This window comes from Paraprevotella xylaniphila YIT 11841 (assembly GCF_000205165.1).
GTDB lineage: Bacteria > Bacteroidota > Bacteroidia > Bacteroidales > Bacteroidaceae > Paraprevotella > Paraprevotella xylaniphila.
The window spans coordinates 69767-95589 of record NZ_GL883841.1 but is presented as its reverse complement, the minus strand read 5'-3'; the positions used below and the strand labels follow the sequence as shown (position 1 = coordinate 95589).

General features: G+C 48.1%; 22 protein-coding genes and 1 pseudogene. 6 read left to right on the top strand and 17 right to left on the bottom strand.

Annotated elements, in window-relative coordinates; genetic code table 11:
• Positions 1–28: 28 nt before the first annotated feature.
• The 7 genes from HMPREF9442_RS07280 to HMPREF9442_RS07250 all read right to left on the bottom strand — a co-directional run bounded on the left by HMPREF9442_RS07280 (position 29) and on the right by HMPREF9442_RS07250 (position 5903).
• Positions 29–613 (bottom strand): hypothetical protein, encoded by a 585-nt coding sequence (locus HMPREF9442_RS07280; RefSeq protein WP_008626925.1) that lies wholly within the window; start codon positions 611–613, stop codon positions 29–31.
• Positions 614–1333 carry a hypothetical protein gene (locus HMPREF9442_RS07275; protein ID WP_008626924.1) on the bottom strand — a complete coding sequence of 240 codons (720 nt, stop codon included), beginning with the start codon at positions 1331–1333 and terminating at the stop codon, positions 614–616.
• Between the two features lie 171 nt (positions 1334–1504).
• Positions 1505–2170 carry a hypothetical protein gene (locus HMPREF9442_RS07270; protein ID WP_216593089.1) on the bottom strand — a complete coding sequence of 222 codons (666 nt, stop codon included), beginning with the start codon at positions 2168–2170 and terminating at the stop codon, positions 1505–1507.
• Positions 2171–2200: 30 nt separating this feature from the next.
• Complete coding sequence (locus tag HMPREF9442_RS07265) at positions 2201–2551, bottom strand: DUF4422 domain-containing protein (RefSeq protein WP_008626921.1); 351 nt, start codon at positions 2549–2551, stop codon at positions 2201–2203.
• 136 nt (positions 2552–2687) lie between these two features.
• Positions 2688–4754 carry a hypothetical protein gene (locus HMPREF9442_RS16725; RefSeq protein WP_008626920.1) on the bottom strand — a complete coding sequence of 689 codons (2067 nt, stop codon included), beginning with the start codon at positions 4752–4754 and terminating at the stop codon, positions 2688–2690.
• A 58-nt stretch (positions 4755–4812) separates the two neighbouring features.
• A complete protein-coding gene (locus tag HMPREF9442_RS16205) occupies positions 4813–4956 on the bottom strand; it encodes a hypothetical protein (protein ID WP_008626919.1) in 144 nt (47 codons plus the stop codon).
• A 26-nt stretch (positions 4957–4982) separates the two neighbouring features.
• A complete protein-coding gene (locus tag HMPREF9442_RS07250) occupies positions 4983–5903 on the bottom strand; it encodes a DUF3828 domain-containing protein (protein WP_087944081.1) in 921 nt (306 codons plus the stop codon).
• An 816-nt stretch (positions 5904–6719) separates the two neighbouring features.
• Between HMPREF9442_RS07250 and HMPREF9442_RS07245 the strand changes: the two genes are divergently transcribed.
• Positions 6720–7547 (top strand): tetratricopeptide repeat protein, encoded by an 828-nt coding sequence (locus tag HMPREF9442_RS07245; RefSeq protein WP_040602776.1) that lies wholly within the window; start codon positions 6720–6722, stop codon positions 7545–7547.
• Between the two features lie 8 nt (positions 7548–7555).
• Here HMPREF9442_RS07245 and HMPREF9442_RS15340 read toward each other — a convergent pair whose 3' ends face one another.
• The 3 genes from HMPREF9442_RS15340 to HMPREF9442_RS07230 are packed head-to-tail and all read right to left on the bottom strand — an operon-like array spanning position 7556 to position 10033.
• Positions 7556–8431 carry a DUF1573 domain-containing protein gene (locus HMPREF9442_RS15340; RefSeq protein WP_008626914.1) on the bottom strand — a complete coding sequence of 292 codons (876 nt, stop codon included), beginning with the start codon at positions 8429–8431 and terminating at the stop codon, positions 7556–7558.
• A 13-nt stretch (positions 8432–8444) separates the two neighbouring features.
• Positions 8445–9632 carry a DUF4934 domain-containing protein gene (locus tag HMPREF9442_RS07235; protein WP_008626913.1) on the bottom strand — a complete coding sequence of 396 codons (1188 nt, stop codon included), beginning with the start codon at positions 9630–9632 and terminating at the stop codon, positions 8445–8447.
• 8 nt (positions 9633–9640) lie between these two features.
• Positions 9641–10033 (bottom strand): hypothetical protein, encoded by a 393-nt coding sequence (locus HMPREF9442_RS07230; protein ID WP_040602773.1) that lies wholly within the window; start codon positions 10031–10033, stop codon positions 9641–9643.
• A gap of 350 nt (positions 10034–10383) precedes the next feature.
• Between HMPREF9442_RS07230 and HMPREF9442_RS07225 the strand changes: the two genes are divergently transcribed.
• Complete coding sequence (locus HMPREF9442_RS07225; protein ID WP_008626911.1) at positions 10384–10980, top strand: hypothetical protein; 597 nt, start codon at positions 10384–10386, stop codon at positions 10978–10980.
• Positions 10981–11237: 257 nt separating this feature from the next.
• On the opposite strand, the gene HMPREF9442_RS07220 is transcribed toward HMPREF9442_RS07225, so the two are convergent.
• The 4 genes from HMPREF9442_RS07220 to HMPREF9442_RS07205 all read right to left on the bottom strand — a co-directional run bounded on the left by HMPREF9442_RS07220 (position 11238) and on the right by HMPREF9442_RS07205 (position 15692).
• Positions 11238–12512 carry an adenylosuccinate synthase gene (locus HMPREF9442_RS07220; RefSeq protein WP_008626909.1) on the bottom strand — a complete coding sequence of 425 codons (1275 nt, stop codon included), beginning with the start codon at positions 12510–12512 and terminating at the stop codon, positions 11238–11240.
• 94 nt (positions 12513–12606) lie between these two features.
• The gene (locus HMPREF9442_RS07215; protein ID WP_008626907.1) at positions 12607–13209 is read right to left on the bottom strand and encodes a DNA alkylation repair protein; all 603 of its coding nucleotides are present in this window, start codon (positions 13207–13209) and stop codon (positions 12607–12609) included.
• Positions 13209–15185, bottom strand: a complete 1977-nt coding sequence (locus tag HMPREF9442_RS07210) for a dipeptidyl-peptidase 3 family protein (protein WP_008626906.1) — start codon at positions 15183–15185, stop codon at positions 13209–13211. Before HMPREF9442_RS07210 ends, HMPREF9442_RS07215 begins: the two co-directional genes overlap by 1 nt.
• Positions 15186–15254: 69 nt before the next feature.
• Positions 15255–15692, bottom strand: coding sequence for a helix-turn-helix domain-containing protein (locus HMPREF9442_RS07205; RefSeq protein WP_008626905.1), 438 nt, complete (start codon positions 15690–15692; stop codon positions 15255–15257).
• Positions 15693–15883: 191 nt separating this feature from the next.
• Here HMPREF9442_RS07205 and recQ point away from each other — a divergent pair.
• Positions 15884–17709: pseudogene (gene recQ, locus HMPREF9442_RS07200) on the top strand (DNA helicase RecQ).
• 39 nt (positions 17710–17748) lie between these two features.
• The gene (locus tag HMPREF9442_RS07195) at positions 17749–18831 is read left to right on the top strand and encodes a DUF4934 domain-containing protein (protein ID WP_008626901.1); all 1083 of its coding nucleotides are present in this window, start codon (positions 17749–17751) and stop codon (positions 18829–18831) included.
• Positions 18832–19032: 201 nt separating this feature from the next.
• Here HMPREF9442_RS07195 and araJ read toward each other — a convergent pair whose 3' ends face one another.
• From araJ to HMPREF9442_RS07180, 3 genes are read right to left on the bottom strand one after another with little or no spacing between them, the layout of a single operon-like run.
• The gene (araJ, locus tag HMPREF9442_RS07190) at positions 19033–20193 is read right to left on the bottom strand and encodes an MFS transporter AraJ (RefSeq protein WP_008626900.1); all 1161 of its coding nucleotides are present in this window, start codon (positions 20191–20193) and stop codon (positions 19033–19035) included.
• A gap of 53 nt (positions 20194–20246) precedes the next feature.
• Positions 20247–20888, bottom strand: a complete 642-nt coding sequence (locus tag HMPREF9442_RS07185) for an N-acetylmuramoyl-L-alanine amidase family protein (protein ID WP_040602772.1) — start codon at positions 20886–20888, stop codon at positions 20247–20249.
• Between the two features lie 5 nt (positions 20889–20893).
• Positions 20894–23677, bottom strand: coding sequence for a coiled-coil domain-containing protein (locus HMPREF9442_RS07180; protein ID WP_008626898.1), 2784 nt, complete (start codon positions 23675–23677; stop codon positions 20894–20896).
• 145 nt (positions 23678–23822) lie between these two features.
• On the opposite strand from HMPREF9442_RS07180, the gene hisS reads away from it, so the two are divergent.
• Both hisS and HMPREF9442_RS07170 read left to right on the top strand, forming a co-directional pair.
• Complete coding sequence (gene hisS, locus HMPREF9442_RS07175; protein WP_008626896.1) at positions 23823–25187, top strand: histidine--tRNA ligase; 1365 nt, start codon at positions 23823–23825, stop codon at positions 25185–25187.
• 90 nt (positions 25188–25277) lie between these two features.
• Positions 25278–25730 carry a DUF4251 domain-containing protein gene (locus tag HMPREF9442_RS07170; RefSeq protein WP_008626895.1) on the top strand — a complete coding sequence of 151 codons (453 nt, stop codon included), beginning with the start codon at positions 25278–25280 and terminating at the stop codon, positions 25728–25730.
• Positions 25731–25823: the final 93 nt, after the last annotated feature.

Sequence of the window (25823 nt, the reverse complement as noted above, 5' to 3'; positions counted from 1 at the left end):
TAAGATTAAAATGGCATGTCTCATGGCTTTAATGTCGTTGTGTGATTGAATCGGGAAGGGTTATTAGCATCTCAGGCTTGAACAAATCCTCCTTTTTATAGATGACTTTCCTCCAAATCTCTTCAATGACGAGTGAATCATGAGGATTTCTTGATGTACGTAGGATTTCGTCCAGGCTTTGGTTGTACGCCTTTCTTCCATCTAAAATTAGAATGATAAAAGCACGGTTTATCTGGTCTCCGAAATCCTTTTTTACCGCTATCAACGAATCGTATATAGCCACAGCCCTCGTGAAACAAGAGCGTGCCTTGATGCTGTCATTTTTCATCTGGTATATCCATCCTTCGCCGAAGTAGAATTGAGGGTCGCGGGGATATCGGGTGTGCAGTGTGTCAATAAACAAGAGCGCGCTTTCCAAATCCCTCCTGCATAATAATGTATCTAAACGCATTCCGGCCTGAAAACGCTCTCGTTTTGCCTTCTTGTCTGACGGGAGAGTTTCATCGGAATGTTTGCATCCATGGATTACAGTTGCAACAAGTGCAAGGCACACTGTAATTGCTATCCAAGTAGGGTTTTTTACGTCGAAGAGGTATGTTTTTCTTTTATTCATTTATAGTTCGTTTGACATTTCTTGGTTGTTTGAGTTCAGGTTGATAACTTTTTTGAGCCTTTCAGGTGTATTTGTTACGATGCTTTTGATGAAGTAGGCTTTGGGCGTGCCTTGGCGGACTTGGCATACAAGTTGTCCATTCTCAAATCGGATGATGATGCGATGCAGTGCCCCAACATGTTTGGGCGTGGCGATAAACAAGGTACCTCCATGTAAGATGCGACTTCTATGCGCGGGATTCTCTAACCAATGCCTGCCTTTTTGCAAAAACGTTCCCAAATCCTTGGTGTTGTCATAGAAGTCTCCGTCAATGGTGCCTTTACCGGTACATTCTTGTAGGGTCAATGCTTCTACCTTATTTCCTTTTATTTGTAGAGGAATGAGTACGTTTCCTGAATCCTGTGGAGTGGTCGTGAATGTAATATTCGTCAGGCTGTCTGCGCATCCCTCTAAATAAGGTTCAATTCCTCCAACGAAGAGTCCATGTTTATAACCGGTCGGGACAGTCTCGAATGACAACTTATATAAGTTGATGCCATGAGCGAACGAATCGCATAAAGCGATTCGTTCAGCTTGTATTTGACTTATATGGTATTTGTATGCCTTTTTTGTGGTGAAATGCTGTATGGTTAAACCTATTGTCACGATCAGGATGAGCAAAAGCACTATTGTCGCAAAAATACGGACGACAATCTTTATTAGTTTTATTATCAGCTTCATTCATTATTTATTTGGGTGTGACATAGATGAAGTAAGCATCACAATTTTTAGAATCATCGTCATAATTGAATGTCCATTTCCCAGGTAGGTCGCAGGCTGTCGTTCTCCATACGGATGGTTTGATAGTCCTTTTCAGGTACATTGTCTCCTATTCCTGCTTGCAAACAGGAATTAGGAGGATAATGGAATTTTGCCTTTCAGCAAGACGAAGACCCGACCGTTCTTATCGTTGTAAGGACAGGTCAGATTCTTGACTGTTATAGAATCTTTCATCGGAGACATGCCATACCGTACAACGTCATTTTCCAACCACCGGGCAAAGGAGATACTCATTTGTATCTCATCCTCCATCCGGTCGGTAAAAGGTTCCCACGTCTGATAGTGGGACATGGCTTCTTGCCAGGAACGGATATGGCGGTCGATGGGGGCTTTGACGAAAGTGTTGACCTTCTCGCCGCTTGAGGTCTTGACAATGTCCAGACGGAATGAAATGGAGTCTTTGTCTTGTTTTATATCTGTCATGGGCATGACGAAATAGCCGCACTCGTAGCCTTCACGAGCTTGTTCAAACTCGTCACTCGTTCCCCAAAAGTACCCTTTCTTCAATATGCCGTTTTCCAAGTACAATTCCAGATAACAGTCTTCGGGAAGCAAGTCCGGATAATGGTCTTGCTCCGGATTATGGTAACGGTACAGTAGGGTGTCAATGTCCACACGTTCTTGTGCGGAAAGAGGTATGGTACTAACTGAAATCAATGTGATTGATAAGATTATTGTAATGAATACAAACTTACGGTTGGGGAATTTCAAGGTGAATGCATCTATTGCTTTTTTCATTAAAATACTTGATATTTTCATCTTTTGATTTTATTTCTGATATAAATTGGTCGGGATTTTATGTGCACCCTTGTAGTGACCGAAGACATGGCAGTTACGGTTGGTGGCCAACACTTGGCATGTGCCGGGTTCCACATCCGCTATTCGTCCGAACCGCCTGCGGTAATGGCAGAATCCCACTCTCCGGCTTTGGATTCCGTTTTTCCATACATAATATAAAGTGACTATTTCGGAATAGAACGGATTCAGGTGGTTGATGTTCTCTCCCTCGATTCCGGTATCATTACCCTTGAAGAGGCGCATTACGTCATCTTCCAGTAATCCGAATTGTTGGATTTGTTCGTCTTTATGGTATGTGCACCAAATGGTAAGGTCTTTCATTTGCTTTTCATTATGTAGGTTGTTCCAAATGTATGGAGAATGTTCGGGACGGCCAAATGTTTTCGTTACTTTTTATGTATAAAATAAGTCAAACCCGCAGATTGACCTTTGTGGGCTAAGATTAAAATGGCATGTCTCATGGCTTTCTGTAATTTTCTTCAATGAGGGCTGAATCAAGGGAACGTTTTAGCCGTAAAGTTAATGCTAATGGTAAATCCTCGATATCCGAGTCGTCAGTTGCATGAAAGATATTCGAGGCTTCCTTAAATATACCGTCTTTACTGAACTCCAGTACCATGTAATCCGCATATGGAGACGGGGCGCGATGAGGAGTCATGCAACCTTTGGTGACGAAAAAGAAATAGCGTTCCTTGCTTTCGATGTATCGGCCGGGTGTCCATTGGAGGTCGCGTGGCCAACACCCGCAATCGAGGGTGTCCGGAATTAGGGAGAAGCATTCCGGAAAAGGTAAGTCGGTATGTGGGGTGGAAGGTATGAATAAGGAATCGTTGACATAAGGTTTTTCCCATTTCTTAAAATAGGACATAAATTCTTCAAACCGGATAGGGGCGCGGTCGTTCTCCGGATTTTTAATGGTTTCTTTTTGGGCTGTTCCGGTTGTTCTCTCTTTGATTTTCCCGTCCGGGCTTACGTTGTATTCGTACGTTCTTACCGTGTAGGTCAAGTCTTGGTATCGGAGGATTGAAGTACAATCGTCCAAAGAGCCTTGCTCCACAAGGAAGTTTGGTGCCTGTCCTTTGGGGGCTATACGTGTGAAGTATGCCCTCCCGTCGTGTCCTACCGTTTTAAAATCCAGAATTTCACCGTCGCATGAATATGTGACGAGCATATAGTCGGTGACAAGATTCTCTATGAAATATTGGCTGTTCCCGTCCTTGTAGTCTTGGCAGTGCCTTTTCAGCATGACGGTGATAAAACCTCCACACTCCATGTAACTTCCTTTTTGCCAAAAGACATTATACTGTTCGCAAAGGCAGTTGTCTTGTATGGGAGGAAGAAAACGGGCATACATGTTGCCGTCTATCAAAGCTGAATCGGATATGATTTTCTCTCCAAATGACGAAAGATTGATTTGGGAGCATTTCTTAAACCCAGACAAGAAAGTTCGGAATGCTGACGGTTGGGCGGTTGCATGTGCAAGATGTAATATGGGGCTTAAATCATATTCCACGATGGTATAAGTCATTTTTATATTGTCGTATCCTATTGCGTACAGATGCTTGTTGACAATAACTGTTGTATTGTCAGAACATAGTGCGCCACCCGGAAACCAACCGGTTGTCGCGTCCAATCGTGGCAAGCCGGAAATGGGATGTTTTGTTATGGTGCGGTATATCGTGTCTATTATTGCAATCGAACCGATGTCATAGTCTATGGAACCATATATAAGAAAGTTGTCAGTTTTCCCATAGAAACCCGTATAAGGGGGATTGTTTTCCAAATCAATAAATACCGGTATGCCGTCAAGGCGCAACTTGGCAATGCCGTTTCCTCCGCTGACCTTATTTTGCAATTTATTAGGGTATGTGAAGAGATAGCCTATGTCGTGGCTTCTGTCATCGAGCGAAACGCTGTCGGGTACATTATCGGGTCTTGCCACTACATAAAAACCGTTGTCTCGCAATTTCCCCTCAAGGTATTCCCCATCTATGTGTAGGGGGAAACGTTCTAACTTTCCTTTGCCGCTTTTGTGGATACGAAATATGGAATTGGCTTCGTCCTGGTAAGAAATGAATTTGGCTTCATCTTTGAAATAAGTAGAGTTTTCCTTATCATAAGAATAAATGTATTTGACTTCATTTATGAAATAAATGGAATCGTTTACTATCTTGAATAAAGCATTTTGGCAGTGTCTCATGGACAAGCCGAGGTCTCGGCTCCATTCCATGTTCTCTCCTATGAAACAAGCCAATCGGACGGGTTCTCCACCTAAAATGTAAAAATGCCCCTTACCGTCCGCATCGAAACCTTTAATCGTACCATCGTACGCTCCGTGGTCGCATGGGAAATTCTTATCGTCATACCTGAATGTCCATTTCCGGGTAGGTCTCAGGCTGTCGTTCTCCATAAGTATGGTTTGATATTCCTTTTCAGGTGTATTGTCTCCTATTCCTGCTTGCAAGCAGGAATAGGAGGATAATGGAATAAGTGCTAACAGATATCCGATAAACGTTTTCTTCATGACTATTTCCTATAAATATAAGATTAAAATGGCAGTCTCATGGTTGCAATGCGTTTCTTTACAGTCCCGTCCTGTCTTTGAGCAAGACGAAAGCCTTGCCCTCCCTGTCAATGTAAGGGCAAGTCAGGTTCTTGACCCTTACGGTGTCTTTTCTCGCAGACATGTTGTAGCGCACGGTGTAGTTTTCCAAGTATGATTCCATGGCGTATTTTCTTTTTGATGGTGTTGTTAAGGGATAAGTTCCACGTCGGCTATTTTATATTTGCCGTCTTGGCATTGGAGGGTAACTTGAAGTTTTGTGTAGCTGTAGCTTACCGTGAAGCATTCTTTGTTTTTGGTGGGATGGACCTGTAAAGAACTGTACCAAAAGACATCGAAGTCGTCATTTCCTATGACGGGGTCGAACATAGGATCTTCCAGTTCCACTTCTTTTTTCGACCGGACGTATTTTTCCTGCATGGCGGGGGTACAGTAGGTCTCTCGCAAGTGTTTCAAGCCTTGTTCCAAATCCGGTTCCATTTTTATGTAAGTATGGGCGTACGACTTGTAAAAGGTTTCCACAAATGTCTTCCCGTCTTGGTGGTCTATGACCTTTTCCTCAGGAATATCAAACCAATAATCCCCGTAATTACGGTTGCCCCAATCAGGTGTTACGTACGAAATACGTGTCTTTCCCAAGGAATCTGTCGTGATGCGTAACGGGATATAGGTCGTTGAATCTTGGGGGTACGGGCGGTATGACACTTCGTACCAACAGCCGCACAGATGCCTGCAGCGTACGGACTGGATGGAATATTCCGTAACGTCTTGCGCCCGAATCATGGGGTCGCTATCCGTGGCGCATGCCAGTCGCGCCCGTTTTTCCTTCATTTCCGGGGTGAGCAGATTTTGAAGAAACTTTTCCTCTGTTTTTCTGTCATCGGTGTTGATGGCCTCCATGTATTCCTGGTATGATTTTTGGAGATACTTTTCTATTTGCCTCCCGTCCGAAGGGGCAGATGGAGACAGTGCCTTTACGGCTCTTGTCGTAAGGAGGGACAGTAAGAGGACGAGGATTCTGAGAACCTGCATTTTGCCGGATGCAGGATGAGGCAATGTTTTGTCCTGTCCGTTTTGGGGGCAGGTGCAACAAATGGTAAGGTCTTTCATTCGCTCTTCATTATGTAGGTTGCTCAAATGTATGGAGAAAGTGTGGGACAGCCAAAGGTTTTCATCATTTTTAATGGATAAATATTGAATCCTTATAGACTTGACAAAATGCTACCATTGACAGATTGTCATTTTTACCCTTTCAAAACTTCTTTATTTCGGCCCAATTATTGGAGTGCTCGAAAATAAACGATTTACGCGGGGCTAGCAGAATCGCTGTGTCAGCCTTCAGGCGGTTTGAACAGACATCGTGTCAGCCGGAAAACCGTTTTTTGCGCTTACCGTTCGTGGACGGGTGAGCCACACATCCCATTCTCCGTACAATCCGTCATGCGGAACTTGACATAAGAAATCATTCAAATAGAAGAATATACCCTCTCAAACCCACTTGGTTTTCCACTTTCAGGACAGAAAAACGCTGTTTTTCACCGAACCGAAAATCATTTTCAGCCAAATGAGAAATCATTCGGCTGAAAATGATTTTCCGTTTGGCTTTAAATGATTCTTAAAAGTGGTAAATATTCATTTGGATTTAGCCCTGAATTGTGAAATTTTGTATCTGATTTACTCTGGATTTGCTGCCGGTTGGAGGATTTATGGAAGGAAAGAGAGGCGGAAAACAACTGTTTTTGTGTCTTTTTAGCGCAATAATGTGTGTTTTGCTGTTATTTTGCAAGGACAGGTCTTGGGATGCTGAAACGCCCGTAGTCCTGAATTTAGGGTCGGAAAGTCGAGGCCGTGTCTGTCAAAATGCTTATATTTGCGAATAGAATCCTTCTCGCGAGGTTTCAGGTATCAATCAAAAAAGGAGGGAGTATGGGAAAGTGGAAATTGACTTTGGGGTTGTGTTTGGCGGCAACCGTCTGTCAGGCTCAGGTGTCGGACTATAGGACGTACGTGCGGCGGGCGTTGGAGTCCATGTCGGCGGACAGTACGGAGAAGGCCGAGCGTCTGTTCCGTGAGGCCATGCGCATTGAACCGGCGCAGCGTTCCAATGCCATGATATACTACCAGATTGGACGGATGCAGGAGCACCGGGGCAAGCCGGAGAAAGCCTTGGAGAGCTACACGATGGGGCTGAACGTGGCTCCCCACGTCTTGCCGCTCCGCATGGCACGGGCCAAGCTCTACATGCAGTTGGGCAACAAGGAGAAGGCTTTGGTGGACTATAGCGACGTGTTGGACTGGAAGGCCGACGAGCAGGAAGCGCTTTTCATGCGTGCGTATATCTATACCGGGCAACGGCTTTACAGGAGGGCGCGTGCGGATTACGAGGCTTTGCTCAAGCTGAACCCTGCACACGAAGAGGCGCGTATCGGCTTGGTGCTGTTGAATGAGAAAGACAACCGTCCGCGGGAGGCCATGGAGCAGATCAATGCCATGGTGGCTGCCGCGCCGGACCATGCCATCCTCTATGCCGTACGTGCCGGTTTGGAACAGACGCGCAAGCAATACGAGGCGGCTGAGGCGGATTTCACGAAAGCGATTTCTTTGGAACCGAAGAACATTGATTATTTGCTCAACCGTGCCGCGCTCTACATCGAGACGAAGCGGAAGAAAGAAGCCCGTGCCGATTTGGACAAGGCCATGGAACTGGGAGCCAATCCCGAGGACGTGGCTTCCATGCGGCACGAACTGCGATGAGTTTTGCTTTATTTCGCTTCAGCCCTTATGGTGAGCCGTGAAGGGTAACGGGATTGGTTGTGGTACACCATGACGGATTGCATGCTGTAGCCATGCCCCTTGGGCGTGAAGCGTACGGTCAGTTTTCCACTCTCCCCCTTGCGAAGCGGGGCGTTTTTCCATTGTGGGACTACGCAGTCGCAGGAATGGCGCACGTCATGTATCACCAGAAGGCTGTCCGTTGTGTTCCGGTACTCAAATTTCACTTCGTATGTCTTTCCTCTTTCCACCGTTCCCAGGTCTTTGTCTGTGAAGGTGAATAGCGTATGTTTCTTGTCTTCTCGTGCCAGATATCCCGTCATGGTTTCATAATATGAGGCGGAGAAATCCGGAAACAGTTTGGAGGGGAAAAAGGTGGATTCGCATTGCAGCGTTTGGTGGCGTAAAAGGAACAAGTATGGAATGCCTTTCTTGTCGTTTCGACTGAATAACTCCTGTCCGGCACCATTCGTCAGGTGGTAGACCGGTACTTTGATGCCGTACTTCTCCACGGCAATTTTCAGCATCCGCAGATTGTCATAGGTGGCGATAATTGCTATATGTGAACAATCCTTCAAGTTGTTTATCTGTTTGATTTCCGCCAGTACGCAGTCTTCGCAGAAGCTGCCCCTGATTCTTAATATCAGTTTGTCTTCTTTTGCCAGACTGTCTATTCTCACGGGGTTACCTTGCAAATCTTCTACCGTCAGGCTTCCGGGCAGTGCGAAATCGTATGTTTCCGTGGCGTTCATCAGGCAATATTCCCTGAAGAGTTTCTCGTCCGTACTGCCTTGTTTCTCCTGTGGGGAATGGCAGGATGCCGCTGTCCACAGGAGGAACAAGGAGGTTAATAGTGGATACTTCATCTTTGTATAAGGTTTATTTCAGACGTATTCTGACAATGACAGGGTTGTCGGTTTCGGACATTCCGGCTACTTGACGGGCCAAGGCGGGAGAAAATTCCTGTTTCTTCCCGTTCTGGACAAGCATGCCAGGCTCTTCCACCTTATAGAGATATTCTTCATCCACGAACTCTATGCCTGATGCGAGTGGGTTGTGGTTGTAATCGTCCATGTTGAAATAACCCATGTTGTGCACCGTGCTGTCCCGTTTGTCCACGTATGCTGTGCCGATAAGGCCACGCGCATAGTTGAAAATGACATATCGGCCGTTTTCATAGAAACCATTACTCATCTTGGTCAGGTTGCCATCTCTTTCCTCGCGTTGCATCCGGTCAATATCAAGTTCCCCGTCTTCAAAGGACGGATGGTAGGTGTTGGTCGTGAAGTCAATCTTATACCTTGGCGTAAGTTTTCCGTCGCGGTTTACCGTGTAGATTCGGGGGGATAAATCCTCAGATAGCAATAACGTATCCTTGTACATGGAAAAGTTGCGGTCGGATAACGGAATCTTGTGCAGCTTCTCGTTGTGCCGGAAAGGCAGTTGGTGGAGCGCGGCTTCCCCGTCTTGTACTACGTTGAAGCGGAATTGGCTTTCTCCGTCCATGTCCGGATATTCATTGGGCGTTCTTCCTGTGTACGCATAAATCGTGTTTCCACGAATGGCAAATGAGGTGATGATGTAAGGTGAAGGGGTTTCTTTCAGGAACTTTCCATTCTCGTCATACTCAAATATGGCACGGTCCACGTCGGAGAAAATGCAGATATGGCCGTTGTCCATGTCGAGGGAGAAGTCGGAAGTGCGCCCGTATTCTCCCGGCCCTTGTCCTTGTGCATGCACGCGGTAAAGGTAGTTGCCGGACATGTTGAAACAGAACACACTTTCCGATAGCCTGTCCCAAATGTATATCTTTCCGTGTCGTACAATCATTTTTTCAATTTCCCCTACCGTGATGTCCTCATTGGTTTGCAAAGGGATATATTCCACGGTATCAGCGATTTCCGACAGGTTGAAAAAACGAAGACTTGTGTATTGACCATCAGGATTGAATGAAATAACGTGAAAACAGGAGTCGTTTGACATGTAAACTCTCGATTCATTCTTCTGGTGGCAACTACTGAATAATGCCATGCAGAAGATGGGGAAGGCAAATAATTTCTTTTTCATGATAATAATTATCCGTTCTTCCTACATCTGTAATAGTCGCAGGAATGTTGTTCGTTTCCAGTATACTCACAATGATTTTCCGTGCCTTCAGAACTGTAGGGAATGGTAAAATCAGCTTCACAAGAAGTTCCTCCTACGTAAGGAATCCAATCGGGAATTGTGATTCCGATATGGCAATTAAAATATTCTGTAATAGTACATGGTAGGGGATTGTCTATATGGTATTGCTTACCACTTGAACTTCCACTTTCGTTTTGAGCCAAAACTTCTACGTCCCTTAGTGTTAAGAGGCTTTCATTTATCTCTTGATACTTGTTATACGTGTGATAACCACTGTAAGCAGTGATTCCCAATAGGATTGTGAAAAGGGGCGCAGCCCATACTTTCTTGTTCGTTTTCATTTTCTTTGTTTTTAGTGAATATTGATATTTATTTCGTATGAATGAAAGTTGCATGCTTTTCTTCCACTCCATGAAATGTATTGCAAAGAAAATCTAATTTCATGAATTGCGGGAAATAATGTCGGTCAAATTTGGTCAAATCCATAGTCAATTTTAGTCAAGATGCTTATATCTAACGGTTTATGTTTTATGTCTGATATATCATATATTATAGGTAAATAGCGTAAACTGTATTATGGAAATTATGTTGTAAGACATAAGTCATGTTTTTATTATTGTTTATTTTGTGAGAATATTAGATTTTCTTTATATTCGCAAATAAATAAAAACCTATCATTAACAAATTTAATATGAAAAGGAAAAACGTAATTTTATCTCTTGTTGCAAGTATAAGTGTTTCGATACTTGTAGTAGGTCTTTTTGCCGTTAAACAATTCATGCAATGGAGAATGATTCTTAATAGCGGTGTGTTTTCCGCAGCTCATAAGGATATTATGGAGGAATTATTAGGGCATGCTTTTATATGGGGCATTATAGTATTGGTTTGTTCTTTGTTAGTAATACTATTTTTATGTTGGTTGCTGTTGCCTGATAGAAAAGAACGTGATATATGTGAGGTTTTAGGTAACCTTTCTGTAGAAAATGAGTTTGACTCGTTACGGGTAGATACGGTAAACAATTTGATAGTGTATGGGGAAGTGAAGGTAAAATGTCGTCCTCAAATTACAAAGATTGTTATTCATTTAAAGCGTTCTGATAAACATTCTATGTCGTATGAAGAATTGAATGATATTTTTGGGCAGGGATTTTATGACGGTTCATATTCCAGTCAAAAGAAAGCCAATAATCTTAAATATGAATTGAAAAGGTTGTTGGAAAGAATGCCGTTTGTGGTTTGTCCAACTACACCGAATGAAATAAAACTGTTAGGCAAGGCTGTCAGGTAAAATAGGAAAAAGTGTTGGAAGGTTATGCCGTGCCTGTATTGGTAATAATGCGATATTGTACAAATAAGTTTCGTAAGATTTTGCGCTTGTGATTTTACTGATTGTCTGCTCTTTGATGGCATACAGTCTGGATTGTCAGAAAAAGTAGCCGGTCGTATAACAGAAAGCCCCGTCCTATAGGCGGGAAAGGCCGGAAGGACGGGGCTGTGCCCGAGCCTTAAGGGGGCTGGCTCAGGCATTTGCTTATGAAACAGATTTTATTTTTTACGTACGATGGTCTGTGCGCGGTCGGGACCTACGGACAGGATCGTAATCGGAGTCTCCAATTCCGTTTCGAGGAAACGGATGTAGTCCTTGAAAGCTTGCGGAAACTGGCTCTCGTCCGTCATGTGCGACAAGTCTTCCTTCCAACCCGGAAGTTCCTTGTAGACGGCTTCGCAGCCTTCCGTCTCGAAAGGCATGTCTTCCATCACCACGCCGTCTTTCTTGTAGGCCACGCACGCCTTGATGGTGTCGAACCCGTCGAGCACGTCGCTTTTCATCATGATGAGCTGCGTCACGCCGTTGATCATGATGGCATACTTCAATGCCACCAAATCCACCCAACCGCAACGGCGGTTGCGTCCCGTCACGGCACCGTATTCGTGTCCTACTTCGCGGAGCGTGTCGCCTGTCTCGTCGAACAACTCTACGGGGAACGGACCCGAGCCTACGCGTGTGCTGTATGCCTTGAAGATACCGAACACTTCACGGATGTCCGTCGGGCCTACGCCCAGTCCCGTGCATACGCCTCCGCTAGTGGTATTGGAAGAGCTGACGAAAGGATAGGTTCCGTGGTCGATGTCGAGCATGGTGCCTTGAGCGCCTTCGGCCAACACGTTCTTGCCTTCCTTCAGGTAACGGTTGATTTCGATTTCCGTGTCTGTCAGGTGGAAACCGCGCAAGTATTCCACGCCCTCCAACCAGAGCTTTTCTTCGTCCGTGATGTCGTAGTCCGTATAGTGTAAGTCTTTCAGTATCTGTTTGTGGCGTGCTTTCAGAGCTGCATATTTTTCTTCAAAGCGGTCGAGGATGTCACCCACGCGCAAGCCGATACGTGCGGCTTTGTCGCTGTATGTGGGGCCGATGCCCTTGCCGGTGGTGCCCACTTTGGCTTTGCCTTTGGCGGCTTCGTAGGCACGGTCCAGGACACGGTGGGTAGGCAGGATCAGGTGGGCGCGCTTGCTGATGTGCAGACGTCCTTTCAGGTCGTATCCTGCGGCCTCCAGTTCCTTGGCTTCGGCCATGAACAAGTCCGGAGCGATGACGCAACCGTTGCCGATAATGTTCACTTTGTCTTTTGCGAAGATGCCCGAAGGGATGGAGCGGAGCACGAACTTCTTGCCTTCGAAAATGATGGTGTGTCCGGCATTCGGGCCGCCTGCGAAACGGGCCACCACGTCATATTCCGGGGTAAACACGTCTACCACTTTTCCTTTGCCTTCGTCTCCGAAAACGATGCCTAACAGGGCATCTACTTTTCCTTTTTTCATATTCTTATAAAAGCTTTTGTTTTACCAAACCGCACAAAGTTAATCTTTTTTTCTTTAAAATCAGAATGATGTGCGTCCTATTTTTGTGGGAAGTTCAGAATCCGGCTTCCCGGAGAATCTTTTCCCCTGCCTCGTGTGCCGCGTCGTCCAATGCCTGGTATTTCTGTAAGGCCGAGACGGCGGCGCGGCGTACGGGGAGGGGCGCGTGCAGGGCCGTGCGGGCTTGGTCGAGAAACTCGTTGGCCGAGCGTTCGTTGGGGCGGAGGCCCTGCATGAACAGGCGTGCCAGGATCAGGTAGCCGCATTGCTGGAACATGTCGTCTTCTGAGGCAATCCATTCGTACGCTTTCTGCGAGGCGTAGGGCAGGCGGCAGAACAAGTTCTGCACGGTATGTTGTGCGATTTCCGTATTGGGCATCGCTTCCACCCAAATGTCGGCGATTTCGGGATAGAACGTATCGGTGGGTTGGAGCATGGCTGCCAACAGCTTGCATTCCCGGATGTCTTCTTTCCACAAGGCTTGGGCCAGGTCGTGGTCTGCGGGAAACCCGGCGGCGATGTCACGGAGCCGAGGAAGTTCCACCCCGAAGTTCAGTTTATAGTTCATGCCGTTTTCACGCATGTAGGCAGAAGCCACGCCGTTCATGGCGAGGCGCAACTCCGTTTTTATCTTTCGGATGGTTTCTGGTATGTCCATTATTCGTTGCAGTAAGGCAGGGTGGCATAGTCCCGGCTGTAGCGCAGCATTTGTGCGTCGTAGGCTTCGCCGTATTCCACCTTGATGTCGGTGATTTCTTTTTGTTCATTGTAGACCGGCGTGTAGACCGGATTGATAAAGCCTTTGTAGGGCGAGAGGTGCAGTGCCCGGTAACGTTGCAGGATTTCGGTGTGCAGGTCCGGGTCGATTTTCACGCCGTAGCGTTCCACTAAGTCGCGTGCAGCCTCGTAGTCTCCTTCGCTTTTGATGCGTTGTATCTCGCTGAGCAGGAGGCCGAACAACTCGCGAAGCTTCTCATAGTCGCGGATGCGGACGTAGGTTTTCCCGTCACGTTTTACAAGTTCGGCCACCCCTTCTTCCCGGCCGTGCTCGTAGGTCCACCGGGCGATGAGGGCACGGTTGCGCATGTGGGCTTCTTCGATGTCACGGCCCGGTTCGATGCGTACCGTTTGGGTCAACAGCCCGTTCATCATGTAGCCGTAATATTGTGCCTTGTAGGCTTCGGCATCGGGTGTCAGCCCTAATTCCACCAACTTGGTATCGGCCAGGTAATACAGTCCGAACAAGTCGGCCCGTGCTTCTTCGATGGCCGCCCCGTAGGCTTTCAGGGCATCCGGGTCCACGCCCGGCAGGAGTTTGCCGCTTCCATGCCCGAGGCATTCGTGCAGGTCGGTATGCAGGTCGTCGCAGGTATCCTGGTAACGGTCGAGCAGCCGGAGCGTTTCGTCGTCGATGACGAACTCCTGCAAGAAACCGTTACCGTGCGCCGCCTTGTTGTAAGCGTCTGTCAGGTTGCCGATGGTCACGCTTTTGCTGCCGTATTCCGCCCGCACCCAGTTGGAATTGGGCAGGTTGATGCCGATGGCCGAGGCCGGATAGAGGTCGCCTCCGAGGATGGCCGCCTTGATGACCTTGGCCGACACCCCCCGGCATTCCGCTTTCTTGAAACGGTCGTCCACGGGAGAGTGGTCTTCAAACCATTGGGCGTTGGCGCTCAGTTTTTCCGTACGCGCCGTGGCTTCCAAGTCCTTGAAGTTGGCGTATCCTTCCCAACTGGCTTTCAGTCCCAACGGGTCGCCGTAGGTTTCCGTGAAACCGTTGGTGAAGTCCACCATCGCCTCGGTCTCCTGTACCCACAGGATGGTGTATTCGTCGAATGTCTTCAGGTCGCCGGTGCGGTAAAATTCGATGAGTTTGCGGAGCACCTCGGCCTGTTTCCCGTTTTCTGCCACGTCGGCGGCTTTTTCCAACCAAAAGATGATGCGGTCGATGGCTGCGCTGTACAAGCCTCCCGATTTCCATACTTTTTCTTTTAGTTTCCCGTCGGCTTTCACCAACCGGCTGTTCATGCCGTACATGACGGGGCGTGGGTCGCCCTCCTGCTTCATCGTGTTGTAGAAGGTTTCCGCTTCCGTCTGGGTCACCCCGTCACCGTAGTAGTTGCAGGCCGAGGTCTTTACCAAGTCGTCCCCGTCGGCTTGGTTGACACGCTTGGGCATGACTTCCGGGTCGAAGATGACAGGCGCGAGCAGGTCGCAAAGCTCCTCGGCCGTCTGTCCTTCTTCGAGCGGAAGCTTGTCCGCAGGGACGTTCCGGACGGCTTCCCGGAAGAAAGTTTTGCTGAATCCCGGTTTGAACTTTTCGCAACCGTAATGGTGGTGTATGCCGTTGGAGAACCATACGCGTTTCAGGTAGACGGTGAATGCCTGGAAGTCCGCAGTGTTCCGGTCGCCGGAATAGTCGGTGTAGAGGGTCTCCAGCGTTTTCCGTATCCGCAGGTTGTATTTCCCGTTCTGGTCCCAAAGTATGTCACGGCCGGTCAGTGCCGCTTCGGACAAATAATATATCAGTTTTTTCCGGGCGATGGAAAGCCGGTCGAACCCGTCCACCCGGTAACGGAGCATCTGCAAATCTGCAAATTGCTCGTCATTATAGGAAAAAGTTTCTGTTTGCATGTCGGTATATGAATGAAAAAAAGGGATATATCGCACGGATGTATCCCTTTATATTTGGTTCATGTCTGGTCAAGCCTTGGCTGCTTCCTTCTCTTTGGCGAGATGTTCCATGCGGTAACCGCGCGGAGTGACACCTAAGATTTTATAGAATGCTGCGTAAAAAGACTGGCGGTTGGCAAATCCTACCATAGCCGAAATTTCCTCCATCGTCTTGTCCATGTATCTTTTGTCCGTCAGGAGATACTGGGCGTCTTTGATGCGGTACTCATTGACCAGACTGGAGTAGTTCTGATGGAAGCGGATGTTGACCACGGCACTGATATAACGCGTGTTGGTATTCAGTTCTTCAGCCAGTTTCTTGGCAGAATAACTTGGGTCGCGGTACTTCTTGTCCACCACGAACACTTTCAGGATTTTTTCATACAACTCGTCTACCAGTTCAGCTCTTACCAGAGAACGGTAGGCAGCATTCTTCTCTTTCTTTTCTGTTAAATTATACTTTCCCATACTTCGGATTGTTTTATTAAAAAATAATCAGCCCTTCTTTTGCCCCTTCGTCGGATATGATTATTCTTTTTGTTTGTTCATTTGTATGCAAAAATCGCCTTTTTTTATTTCTTGTACAAGCCTATTCAATTAAAAGATGCAAAAAAGGCGTATCTTTGTGGTGTTTTTCACAAAATAGGTAGTGAATAATTATGCAGAATATATTAAAACGGTATTTTGGCTTTGACTCTTTCCGTCCTTTGCAGGAAGACATCATCGGAAAAGTTTTGGCCGGACATGATGTCGTGGTGCTCATGCCTACCGGTGGCGGGAAGAGCTTGTGTTATCAGGTTCCTGCGTTGATGAAGGAAGGGACGACTGTCGTGATATCTCCTTTGATATCCTTGATGAAAGACCAAGTGGAGGGATTGCGGGCCAACGGTGTGCCGGCGGCCGCACTGAACAGCGCGAACGACGAGGCCGAGAGTGCTAGGGTGCGTGCCGCCTGCCTGAGAGGGGAGTTGAAGCTGTTGTATATTTCGCCCGAACGTCTGATGTTGGAACTCCCTTATCTGATAAGGGACATGAAAGTGTCCTTGTTTGCAGTGGACGAAGCGCACTGTATCTCGCAATGGGGCATGATTTCCGGCCGGAGTATGCCCAATTGGGATTGTTGAGGCAGACGTTTCCCGATGTGCCGATTGTGGCATTGACCGCTACGGCCGACCGTTTGACAAGAGAGGATATACAGAAGCAGTTGGCTTTGTCCGACCCGGTCGTGTTCATTTCTTCTTTCGATCGTCCGAACCTCAGTCTTGACGTGAAACGCGGGTATCAAAAGAAAGACAAGGACCGTGCCATATTGGAACTTATCGCCCGGCATCCCGACGATTGCGGAATCATATATTGCCTGAGCAAGAAGACCACCGAAAGCGTGGCAGAGATGCTTCGTGGGCATGATATAGCAGCCGTGGCCTACCATGCCGGGCTCCCTACTGAGGAGCGCGAGAGGGCACAGGATGATTTTATCCACGACCGTGTGCAGGTGGTGTGTGCCACGGTGGCGTTCGGTATGGGCATAGACAAATCCAATGTTCGTTTTGTGATTCATTATAATTTGCCGAAGAGTATAGAAGGATTTTACCAGGAAATCGGGCGTGCCGGGCGCGACGGTCTTCCGGCAGAAACGGTATTGTTTTATTCATTGGGCGATTTGGTGCAGTTGTCCAAGTTTGCCCAAGAGAGCGGACAGCGGGAAATCAACACGGAGAAGCTGCGCCGGATGCAGGAATATGCGGAATCCGACGTGTGCCGTCGTCGCATTTTGCTGAATTATTTCGGAGAACATACCGACGGGGATTGCGGAAATTGCGATGTGTGCAAGAACCCTCCGCGACGGTTCGACGGTACGATATTGGCCCAGAAAGCCTTGAGTGCCATCGTGCGGGCGGATGAGCAGGTCAGTGCCCGAACGCTTACGGACATCCTGCGCGGCAATTTCAGTCCGGAGGTGACGAAGGGGCATTTTGAAACACTGAAGACTTTCGGGGTGGGGCGCGACGTGCCGCCGCGCGATTGGCAGGACTACCTGATGCAGGTGTTGCAGAACGGTCTGTTCGAGATAGCTTACGAAGAAGGCAACCACCTGAAGTTGACCGAAAGCGGCAGGCAGGTCTTATATAAAGGTAGGAAAGTGGAACTGGCCGTTATCCGCAGGGAGGAGAAGCCGCAGAAGCGCGGACGAAAATCCCTTCGTCCCGTTGCGGCTTCCGTTTTGTTTACGGGTGGTCGTCCGGCAGCGGCTCCGTTGGCGGCAGGCAGTCAGGAACTGTTCGAGGCTTTGCGGGCTTTACGCAAACGTCTGGCCGATGCACAGGGTTTTCCGCCTTATATCGTTATGTCCGACAAGGTGTTGCAGAATCTTTGTGAGGCTCGTCCGCAAACGGTGGAAGCATTCGGTACGGTCAGCGGCATCGGTGAATTCAAAAAAGAAAAGTACGGGAAAGACTTTGTGGAAGTGATTCGCCGTTTCAAGTGATTCCCGTACAGGAGGTTCTAATTTTAAAAGTAGAATGGTATGAAGTATATCCATTATTATATATTATTTCTGTTCTTTTTTATTGCGTGCAAGGAGAGTAAAACAGATATTAACCCTTGTGTTCCACAGACGAAACTTGATGTGCCTTTGGAAGAAGTGTCAGGAATAAGTTCTTCGTTTATTGACACCGTTCTGTTCGTAAAACTACAAGAACCACAAAATACATTTAGGAATCTTGATAAGCTCAAGATATACGGTGACACTATATACATACTTGATGAAAGGCTATCTAAACTGATGTCGTTCGACAAGGAGGGGAATTTTATCACGCAGTATGGTGAGCGTGGGCGGTCGGGTTCGGAATATGTGAGGGTAAATTCTTTTGATGTGGACAAGCATTATGTTTATCTATATGATGATGCCAGTGAGAAGATGATTTCATTTACCCATGGTGGCGAATTCGTCCAAAAGGTGGAAACTTCTTTTTGGGGAGAAGACTTCAAAGTTTTAGACGATGGTTCATTCTTGTTTTCGTTAAAGCCCGGAAAGACGAATGTGAAACTTTGCATGACAGATTCACTTTTTAACATCAAAAAGGTGTTTTCTTACTTTGATGAGAAAGACCAAGACAATTATTCCGGCTATTCCCTTTTTCAAAAAGTGGGTGACAGCATTTATTATACGGATGACATGTCAGATACGACCCATGTGTTTACGCCAAAAGGTGAGTTGGTACATTCTTATCTCTTCAACTTCGGCAAATATGCGCCTCCTTTGGAGGCTCGTCATGATGCCGAACAACTAATTAAAGACAAGCATGTCTTTATGTACACTTGCCCGTTAATATATGAATCCAAATTGGTTATGTTTTTGAGAAACCGGAATCTTAGGACTGTTCTATATTATGACATGAGAGAGCGTATTGGTGGAAACAAGGATATAGACAAAGGATTGTCTCCTACGGATATTATCATTCCATTGTGTATGGCCGATGGGTGTGTAGTAGGGTATTTGGAAGATTACTGTCTGGATAGGTTTGAGGACAAGGCAACATTGCCTACAGATGTTGTACAACATTTGGAAAATGGTTACCGTGTCGTGGCATTTTATAGATTGAACTAACAAATTTTTGTAATAGTGACAAGGACATTGATGACGATGCCATGCAGATGAAATGGAAGTTTATTACTTTATTGTGTGATTCCATGCGTCTTATTTCTTATAAGAATATGGGGTAAAGAACCCACCATTGATGTCCTGTGTCATCAATGGTGGGTAGATCGTGATGTCTTGGCTTGTATTGAACTTACGGCGTTAGAGTTTTCAGGCCATAGAGTTTTCTTTCTTGTATTTTTTGCAGAACATGGCGGTGGAAATCACGCCGATAACCACAAAACCGGCACCGACCAGAGCTGGATAGTTGTAAGGCAGGCCGTATGTGACGGGAAGTCCGCCACAGTACGCTCCCACGGCGTTACCTAAATTGAAGGCAACCTGTACCAAAGCCGCTCCCATCATTTCCCCGCCTTTGGAAAAACGCAACAGCAGCAGTTGCTGCGGTGCGGACACTCCGAAGAGGCAAGCCGTGCAAATGCACAGCATCAGTACGGCAATGCCTGGATAGGACGCGAGGAAAAAAGTGGTGAGCAGTCCTAAAATCATGATCGCCTGTACGCCCAATATGGTTTTGCCCGGCGTATAGCGGTCGGCCAACTTGCCACCCAACAGGTTTCCCACGCACATGCTGCCTCCGGCCAATACCATAAGCATGGTGATCTCGGAAGGGGCGAATCCCGCAATCCGGTTCATGAGCGGGCTGATATAACTGTACCAACAGAAGATACCTCCGTTTCCGAAAGTGGTCGTGGCCATGATGAGCCAGGGTGCCGCACTTTTCAGGAAACGGAACTGCCCTTTCAGTCCTGTGTTCGGAAGAGGTTCCATTCGCGGAACCAGACGGTAGAGCAGGATGAAGGTGAGGATGCCCCATGCACCGTTGAACAGGAAAATCACACGCCAGGAGACCATGTCGCTCAACCACGTTCCTGCCGGGATGCCGATGAGGTTGGCCACGGTCATGCCCGAGCACATGATGGCGATGGCTGAAGTGCTCTTGCCGCGAGGAGCCAACCGGTCGGCTACGATGGAGCCTACACCAAAATACGCCCCATGCGGCAAACCGGAAATGAACCGGAAGAGCACACCGAGATGGAGGTCTGAGCAAGAAGCCATCAGAAGGTTGCCCGTCAGATAAATCACGATGAGGCCTAACAGGATTTGATGGAGCGGGCGTTTACGGGCTACTAATACCACAGAAGGGGCACCCACGCAAACGCCGATGGCGTAGGCCGAGATGAGATGTCCGGCTTCGGGGATGCTGCATTGCATGGACTGGGCCACGTAGGGCAGAATGCTCATCATGACGAATTCTGCCATGCCCAAGGCGAACGTACCGAACGCCAGGACGATTAAACTTTTCTTCATCTTAATAGAATCTTTTTACCTTATTATATAATGTATAGCTTGTAGCCGGAAGGTTATGGAACGCTTCGCCGGTAACGGATGAAGGCGTTGCTGATGCTGCGTGCCAGACGTTTCTGGCCTTTACGGGAGTTCATGAACCGTTCTTCGCTGCGGTTGGATATGAATCCTATTTCTGTCAATACGGCCGGCATGCGCGTATTGCGCAATACGGCGAAGTTGGCCGTTTTCACGCCTCGGCTTTCCCGTCCTGTTTTCACATATTCCTGTTCGATGAGTCGGGCCATTCGTTCACTGCGTCCTCCGCGAGCCGAAGGGTGAATGAACGTTTCTGTACCTTCTGCCCATCCCCGGGCCGAATTGGAATGGATGGAGATGAACAAATCCGCCCGGTAGAAGTTGGCCATGCCTGCCCGGTCGTTGAGGCTGACGAACTCGTCGTCGGGACGGGTTTGTATGATTTCCACGTCGCGACATTGTTTGCGAATCAGTTTGCAGACGCGTCGGGCCACTTCGAGGTTGACTTCTTTTTCGAGCGATCGTCGCCCGGCGGCCCCTTGGTCGTTTCCGCCATGTCCGGCATCGACGACCAAAACGAAGCGTTCCCCACGTAGCGAACGTGAAGAGCGGCATCCTGTCACGACGAGCAGGACGATGAACAGGAGCGGCCATAATTTAAGAAAAGACAAGTGTGACATGCGCTTTATGATGTGATAGAAGAATCCTGTCCGGCGGCTAACTTCCGCAATGCGGTTTCGTGGGCTTCCAGTTTGGCTTGGCATCCGGCTATTTGTACAAGGATATTTTCCTGTTCGCTTTCCAACCGTGCTATCTCAGTGTTCAGCGCTGCTGTGCGGTCTTCCTTGTCCTGCCCTTGTGAAAGGGCGTTTACTTGATGGGCGGCCAGGGCCAGGCGGGCTTCGTCAGCCCGTGCTTCGGCCATCATGTTGTGGAGCGTGAGGGTTCTGATTTCCTGCCTCAGGGCATTCCAGTCGGTCGTGCTGTTGAATGTCTGTTCCAGTTCGGAGAACTGTACGGGAGAGTGCAGGGCATTGTATTTCCTTATCCAAATATCCAGTTCCGAACGCTCTTGGGCGATTTGCGTTTCGAGTTCCTGGGCCGTGTCGGTCATACGTTGGTTGTAACCTTGGTGTCGGGCAGCCTGGGCATGCGTCTCGTCTGCTTTGCTCCTGGCCTGTTCCTTTTGTTCTTCCAAAGAATATAAGGTACTGAATACTGTTTTGTTGTAGTCTTCCACATCGCCGTCCGGGAACATCTTGTATAATTGTTCGTGTATTTGGTTCCGGAATTCCGACATCCGCTCTATTTTTCCGTTGATGAAGTCCCGTTGTTTGCCCAATGCCTGTATGTGCCGGTCCGTTGTTTCCTGTAAGGTTTGTAGGCGGATGGTTTCGTTTTTGGTTTCGGCCATGTCTTTTTTCAGATTGAACCAACGTCCCATCTGTTGTTGGATATAGATTCTTAGGTTCTCGGGGTTTTCCGTCCATACTTTATACCAGTTGGAGATGGCCATCATCTTGTCGATTTCCTCGAACAGCTCGCTGTATTGTCCGTTGGTGCGCGACAGGGATTGTTGCAGTTGTTCCACCCGGTAGGCCACGACCTGGCAACCCGTATTCACTTCATTCAGCCGTACGACAATGTCATTCTTTTCCTGTTCTTTCAGGGCGATTTTTTCGTTGAGAGCGTTGATGTTGGACTGGTGGTAATTGAACGTGTCCAGTTCTTTTTGGGCATCCTCGGCATCCACTCCCGTCTTTTCCATGAGCTGTTGCAACATGATGCGCCGCCCCTCGAAGTTCGTACTGGCGGAACAGTCTTTAAAGGAACGGTCCAGGGCAACGAAGTCTTCCCAGTGTGCCACGTGGTCCTGCAATATTTGTTTGTAGGTCTCCAAAGCCTGATGGCACATTTCGATGCGCCCTTCCTCTACGGCCTGTTCCTTTCTCAGCTCGTCTAAGAGGGTTTGTTTGTGTTTCAGTTCCGTGGCGGCCTGTTCGAAATCGATTTTGATTTCCCCGATGAGTTTGCTTTGTTCCAAAAGCGTGTCGGAATGGTAGGGATGGTGTGTTGCGCCGCATACACTGCAACTGACCCCCTCCTGCAAATCCTTTCGCAGCTGCATGACATCTTGGCTTTTGCTGAGGGTATAGGCGTATTTCAGTTCCTCGCATTGCCTTTGAAGTCCGGCCGTTTCCGGTTCCAGTTTGGCTATTTGCGTTTTCAGGGCATCATTATGATGGCGCATGCGCATGATTTCCTGGCTTTTTTCGTCTACGCGGTTGTATCCTTCCGCAATTTGTTTCCACAGCCGTGTGGCGTTCGTCAGCATTTCCTTTTTGCTTTTCAGGTCCATGGCCCGTTGCTGCAGGTTGTAGCTGTTCATGCCCACGATGCTTTTCAGGTGTACTTGCAGCTCGCTTTGCAACGTGTTGATTTGTGCGTCGATGCCTTGTGAGGATAGGAACAGCTTGTTTAGTTTCTCGTCTTGTTCGTGCTGTTTTCTGAGTGTCCTTTCGAGCACGGTTTGCAACTGTTCTTTGCGTTTTTTACGGGATTGCAGGAAGTTCAGGCGTGTCTGTATGGCCTCCCCCTTTTCCAACATGCTTTGTAACGATTCCAAGTTCTGCAACTGCTGTTGTTGCTGTGCCGCTTGTTCCTTGTTCTTTTTTAGTTCTTCCGCTGTTTCTTTACCTTGTTTTTGTACTGTGGAGAGTGCTTGCTCGATTCGTTCTTTGTAGTCGGATAGTTCTTTCAGGTCAGCTTCGTGGAACCGCAAGGCGGCTTGCAGGCGGTAACCTTCGGCCAACGTTTTCTGTATCTGTTGCAAGTTGTGCCATGCTTCCTGGTATTTCTTGTTTTCGGTTTCCGCCTTTTTTTGGTTTGCCTTGTCTGCCGATAAGGCTTCCGTCAGTTTTTCTGCATGCAAAGCACTGCCTTTGCGTATGAAGTGGAGGACGTTTTCTTTCGCCTTGATACGTTGGTAGTTGCCTAGCACCGCTTCAAAAGTCTCAAAGCGTTCCAGTTCCCTGATTTCCTTCAGGTGGGCGTTGTAGTTCTTGTTGCTTTCGAAAAAGGCTTGCCTGTACTTTTCCAACGTGGCGTTCAGTTCCTTGAACTTGTGCAGCCATTCTTTCTGTGCTTGTAGCCCGCCCAGGGTTTGCGCAATGTTGGTCAGCTTGGTCTTGTAGAGCCTCATGCTGTCTTGTATGCGTTTCAGTTCGATGGGAGCGAGCGCCTGTTCTCCGTCCTTTTGCCGTTTGGCTTCAGCCTGTGCGATTTGGCGGAACATCCGCGTCACCTCTTCAGGCATGTCTGTACCGAACTTTTCGGCAAACCACTGTCGGGCGGTTTCTTCAGGGGTAAGGTTCGGGGTTGTAGTGGACGTGATGTCCGTGGAGACAGTCGGTATGGGCGAGTCAGGTTGCTCCATTTTTTCCGGTGCGGATTTTCGAAAAAACTTCATACGCTTGAATGCTTTTAATCTCGTGCAAAGTTAGAAATAAAAACGGATGCAAACTATATTACGGCGTATTATCTCCGGGCCGTATGGCAAGTTGTATGAAAAAAAAGTGTAATTTTGCGCAGGAATCATAAAAAGGAGACAGAATATGGCTACGAAACCCGGAATACCTAAAGGTACACGTGATTTTTCGCCTGTGGAGATGGCGAAACGCAATTATATATTCGACACCATCCGAGGCGTTTACGCTTTGTATGGTTTCCAGCAAATCGAGACGCCTGCCATGGAAAACCTCTCCACGCTGATGGGCAAATACGGCGAGGAGGGAGACAAGTTGCTTTTCAAAATATTGAATTCCGGCAATTTCCTTTCCGGAGTGGCGACGGAGGAATTGGGTGAGGCAAACACGAACAGGTTGGCGGCCCGCCTGTGTGAGAAAGGGCTGCGTTATGACCTGACCGTGCCTTTTGCCCGTTATGTGGTACAGCACCGTGACGAACTGACCATGCCTTTCAAGCGTTACCAGATACAGCCTGTGTGGCGTGCCGACCGGCCGCAAAAGGGGCGTTACCGGGAATTTTACCAATGTGATGCCGACGTGGTGGGCAGCGATTCTTTGCTGAACGAAGTGGAACTGATGCAGATTGTGGATACGGTATTCACCCAATTCGGCATACGGGTATGCATCAAATTGAATAACCGCAAGATCCTGACGGGTATTGCCGAGATGATCGGGGCGGCGGACAAGATTGTGGATATCACCGTGGCCATCGACAAACTGGACAAGATAGGGCTTGACAATGTGAATGCCGAACTGAAGGCCGGTGGTCTCAGTGACGAGGCCGTGACCCGTTTGCAGCCCATCATCAGCCTGAGCGGAACGAACAAGGAGAAGTTGGCCGTGATGAAGGACGTCCTGGCCGGAAGCGAGACCGGTTTGAAGGGCATTGCGGAATGTGAGTTCGTGCTCGACACATTATCGGCTTTAGGACTGCGGAACGCGATGGAACTGGATTTGACTTTGGCCCGGGGGCTGAACTATTACACCGGTTGCATTTTCGAGGTGAAAGCTTTGGATGTGGAAATCGGCAGTATCACCGGAGGAGGCCGTTACGATAACCTGACAGGCATTTTCGGCATGCCGGGAGTGAGCGGCGTGGGCATCTCGTTCGGGGCAGACCGCATCTTCGACGTGCTGAACCAACTCGATCTTTATCCGAAGGAGACTGTCACGGGCACGGAGTTGCTCTTCGTGAATTTCGGCGCGGCCGAGGCGGCTTATTGCCTGCCCGTCATGGCGCAGGCGCGCCGAGCCGGAGTGCGTTGTGAGATTTATCCCGACAGTGCCAAGATGAAAAAACAGATGAGCTATGCCAATGCCAAGGCGGTGCCTTTCGTGGCGATAGTCGGCGAGAATGAAATGAACGAGGGGAAGGTCACACTGAAAAACATGGAGACGGGAGAACAGTCGCTCCTGACACCGGACGAGATGATAAATATCATTAAAAAATAGTCCTTTGCGATACAACTTAACGGCCTTTGTTGTTACTTTATAGTCAAACAGCAAAGGCCGTTTTTTTATTTTGCGGATAAGGAGGCAGGTATGAGGACGAAGTATTGTTTTTTTGTTATTTTTTGGGGTTTGTGCCCTGATCTGTCGAGAGCGCAGGACACCAAACCTTTCGATGCCGACAGTTTCAATGTGGACGTGACGTATATGATGCCGGTGTCTTATCCGGCACGTACGCTTTCATACGGCTACGGGGTGGCTTTGCGTAATGATTCCGCTTTTGTGTATTTGCCTTATATGGGAAGGGTGTACCAACCGGCACTGAACGACGACGGCCTGCGTTTCGCCCTTCCGGCGAAGGACGTTAAGGCCCGTAACATGGGCGACAAGGGGAAGCGTGTGGAGTTCAGCGTGCGCAAGGTGCCGGTAGTGTATAAGTTTACCGTGACGGGATACGAGGGCGGAAGGGCGGATATTATCTTGATTCCGAGCAATGCGCAGAGTATTTCGTACAGCGGCTATTGGAACGAAGAAAATCAACCTTGAAAATGAGAGGGTTAAGAAAGCCGTTTCAATCTGCGCCAAATGATTTTTCAATCTCAGCCGAATGATTTTTCATTTGGCGCAGATTGATTTTCG

Bases quoted from the DNA above. Each gene is read 5' to 3' on its own strand.
- HMPREF9442_RS07195 (WP_008626901.1), top strand. From the start codon at position 17,749: ATGAAGTATATCCATTATTATATATTATTTCTGTTCTTTTTTATTGCG.
- HMPREF9442_RS07265 (WP_008626921.1), bottom strand. From the start codon at position 2,551: ATGAAAGACCTTACCATTTGGTGCACATACCATAAAGACGAACAAATC.
- HMPREF9442_RS07280 (WP_008626925.1), bottom strand. From the start codon at position 613: ATGAATAAAAGAAAAACATACCTCTTCGACGTAAAAAACCCTACTTGG.
- HMPREF9442_RS07220 (WP_008626909.1), bottom strand. From the start codon at position 12,512: ATGAAAAAAGGAAAAGTAGATGCCCTGTTAGGCATCGTTTTCGGAGAC.
- HMPREF9442_RS07230 (WP_040602773.1), bottom strand. From the start codon at position 10,033: ATGAAAACGAACAAGAAAGTATGGGCTGCGCCCCTTTTCACAATCCTA.
- HMPREF9442_RS07215 (WP_008626907.1), bottom strand. From the start codon at position 13,209: ATGGACATACCAGAAACCATCCGAAAGATAAAAACGGAGTTGCGCCTC.
- HMPREF9442_RS07225 (WP_008626911.1), top strand. From the start codon at position 10,384: ATGAAAAGGAAAAACGTAATTTTATCTCTTGTTGCAAGTATAAGTGTT.
- HMPREF9442_RS07170 (WP_008626895.1), top strand. From the start codon at position 25,278: ATGAGGACGAAGTATTGTTTTTTTGTTATTTTTTGGGGTTTGTGCCCT.
- HMPREF9442_RS07245 (WP_040602776.1), top strand. From the start codon at position 6,720: ATGGGAAAGTGGAAATTGACTTTGGGGTTGTGTTTGGCGGCAACCGTC.
- HMPREF9442_RS16725 (WP_008626920.1), bottom strand. From the start codon at position 4,754: ATGAAGAAAACGTTTATCGGATATCTGTTAGCACTTATTCCATTATCC.
- HMPREF9442_RS07250 (WP_087944081.1), bottom strand. From the start codon at position 5,903: ATGAAAGACCTTACCATTTGTTGCACCTGCCCCCAAAACGGACAGGAC.
- hisS (WP_008626896.1), top strand. From the start codon at position 23,823: ATGGCTACGAAACCCGGAATACCTAAAGGTACACGTGATTTTTCGCCT.
- HMPREF9442_RS15340 (WP_008626914.1), bottom strand. From the start codon at position 8,431: ATGAAGTATCCACTATTAACCTCCTTGTTCCTCCTGTGGACAGCGGCA.
- HMPREF9442_RS16205 (WP_008626919.1), bottom strand. From the start codon at position 4,956: ATGGAATCATACTTGGAAAACTACACCGTGCGCTACAACATGTCTGCG.
- HMPREF9442_RS07210 (WP_008626906.1), bottom strand. From the start codon at position 15,185: ATGCAAACAGAAACTTTTTCCTATAATGACGAGCAATTTGCAGATTTG.
- HMPREF9442_RS07205 (WP_008626905.1), bottom strand. From the start codon at position 15,692: ATGGGAAAGTATAATTTAACAGAAAAGAAAGAGAAGAATGCTGCCTAC.
- araJ (WP_008626900.1), bottom strand. From the start codon at position 20,193: ATGAAGAAAAGTTTAATCGTCCTGGCGTTCGGTACGTTCGCCTTGGGC.
- HMPREF9442_RS07275 (WP_008626924.1), bottom strand. From the start codon at position 1,333: ATGAAGCTGATAATAAAACTAATAAAGATTGTCGTCCGTATTTTTGCG.
- HMPREF9442_RS07180 (WP_008626898.1), bottom strand. From the start codon at position 23,677: ATGAAGTTTTTTCGAAAATCCGCACCGGAAAAAATGGAGCAACCTGAC.
- HMPREF9442_RS07270 (WP_216593089.1), bottom strand. From the start codon at position 2,170: ATGAAAAAAGCAATAGATGCATTCACCTTGAAATTCCCCAACCGTAAG.
- HMPREF9442_RS07185 (WP_040602772.1), bottom strand. From the start codon at position 20,888: ATGTCACACTTGTCTTTTCTTAAATTATGGCCGCTCCTGTTCATCGTC.
- HMPREF9442_RS07235 (WP_008626913.1), bottom strand. From the start codon at position 9,632: ATGAAAAAGAAATTATTTGCCTTCCCCATCTTCTGCATGGCATTATTC.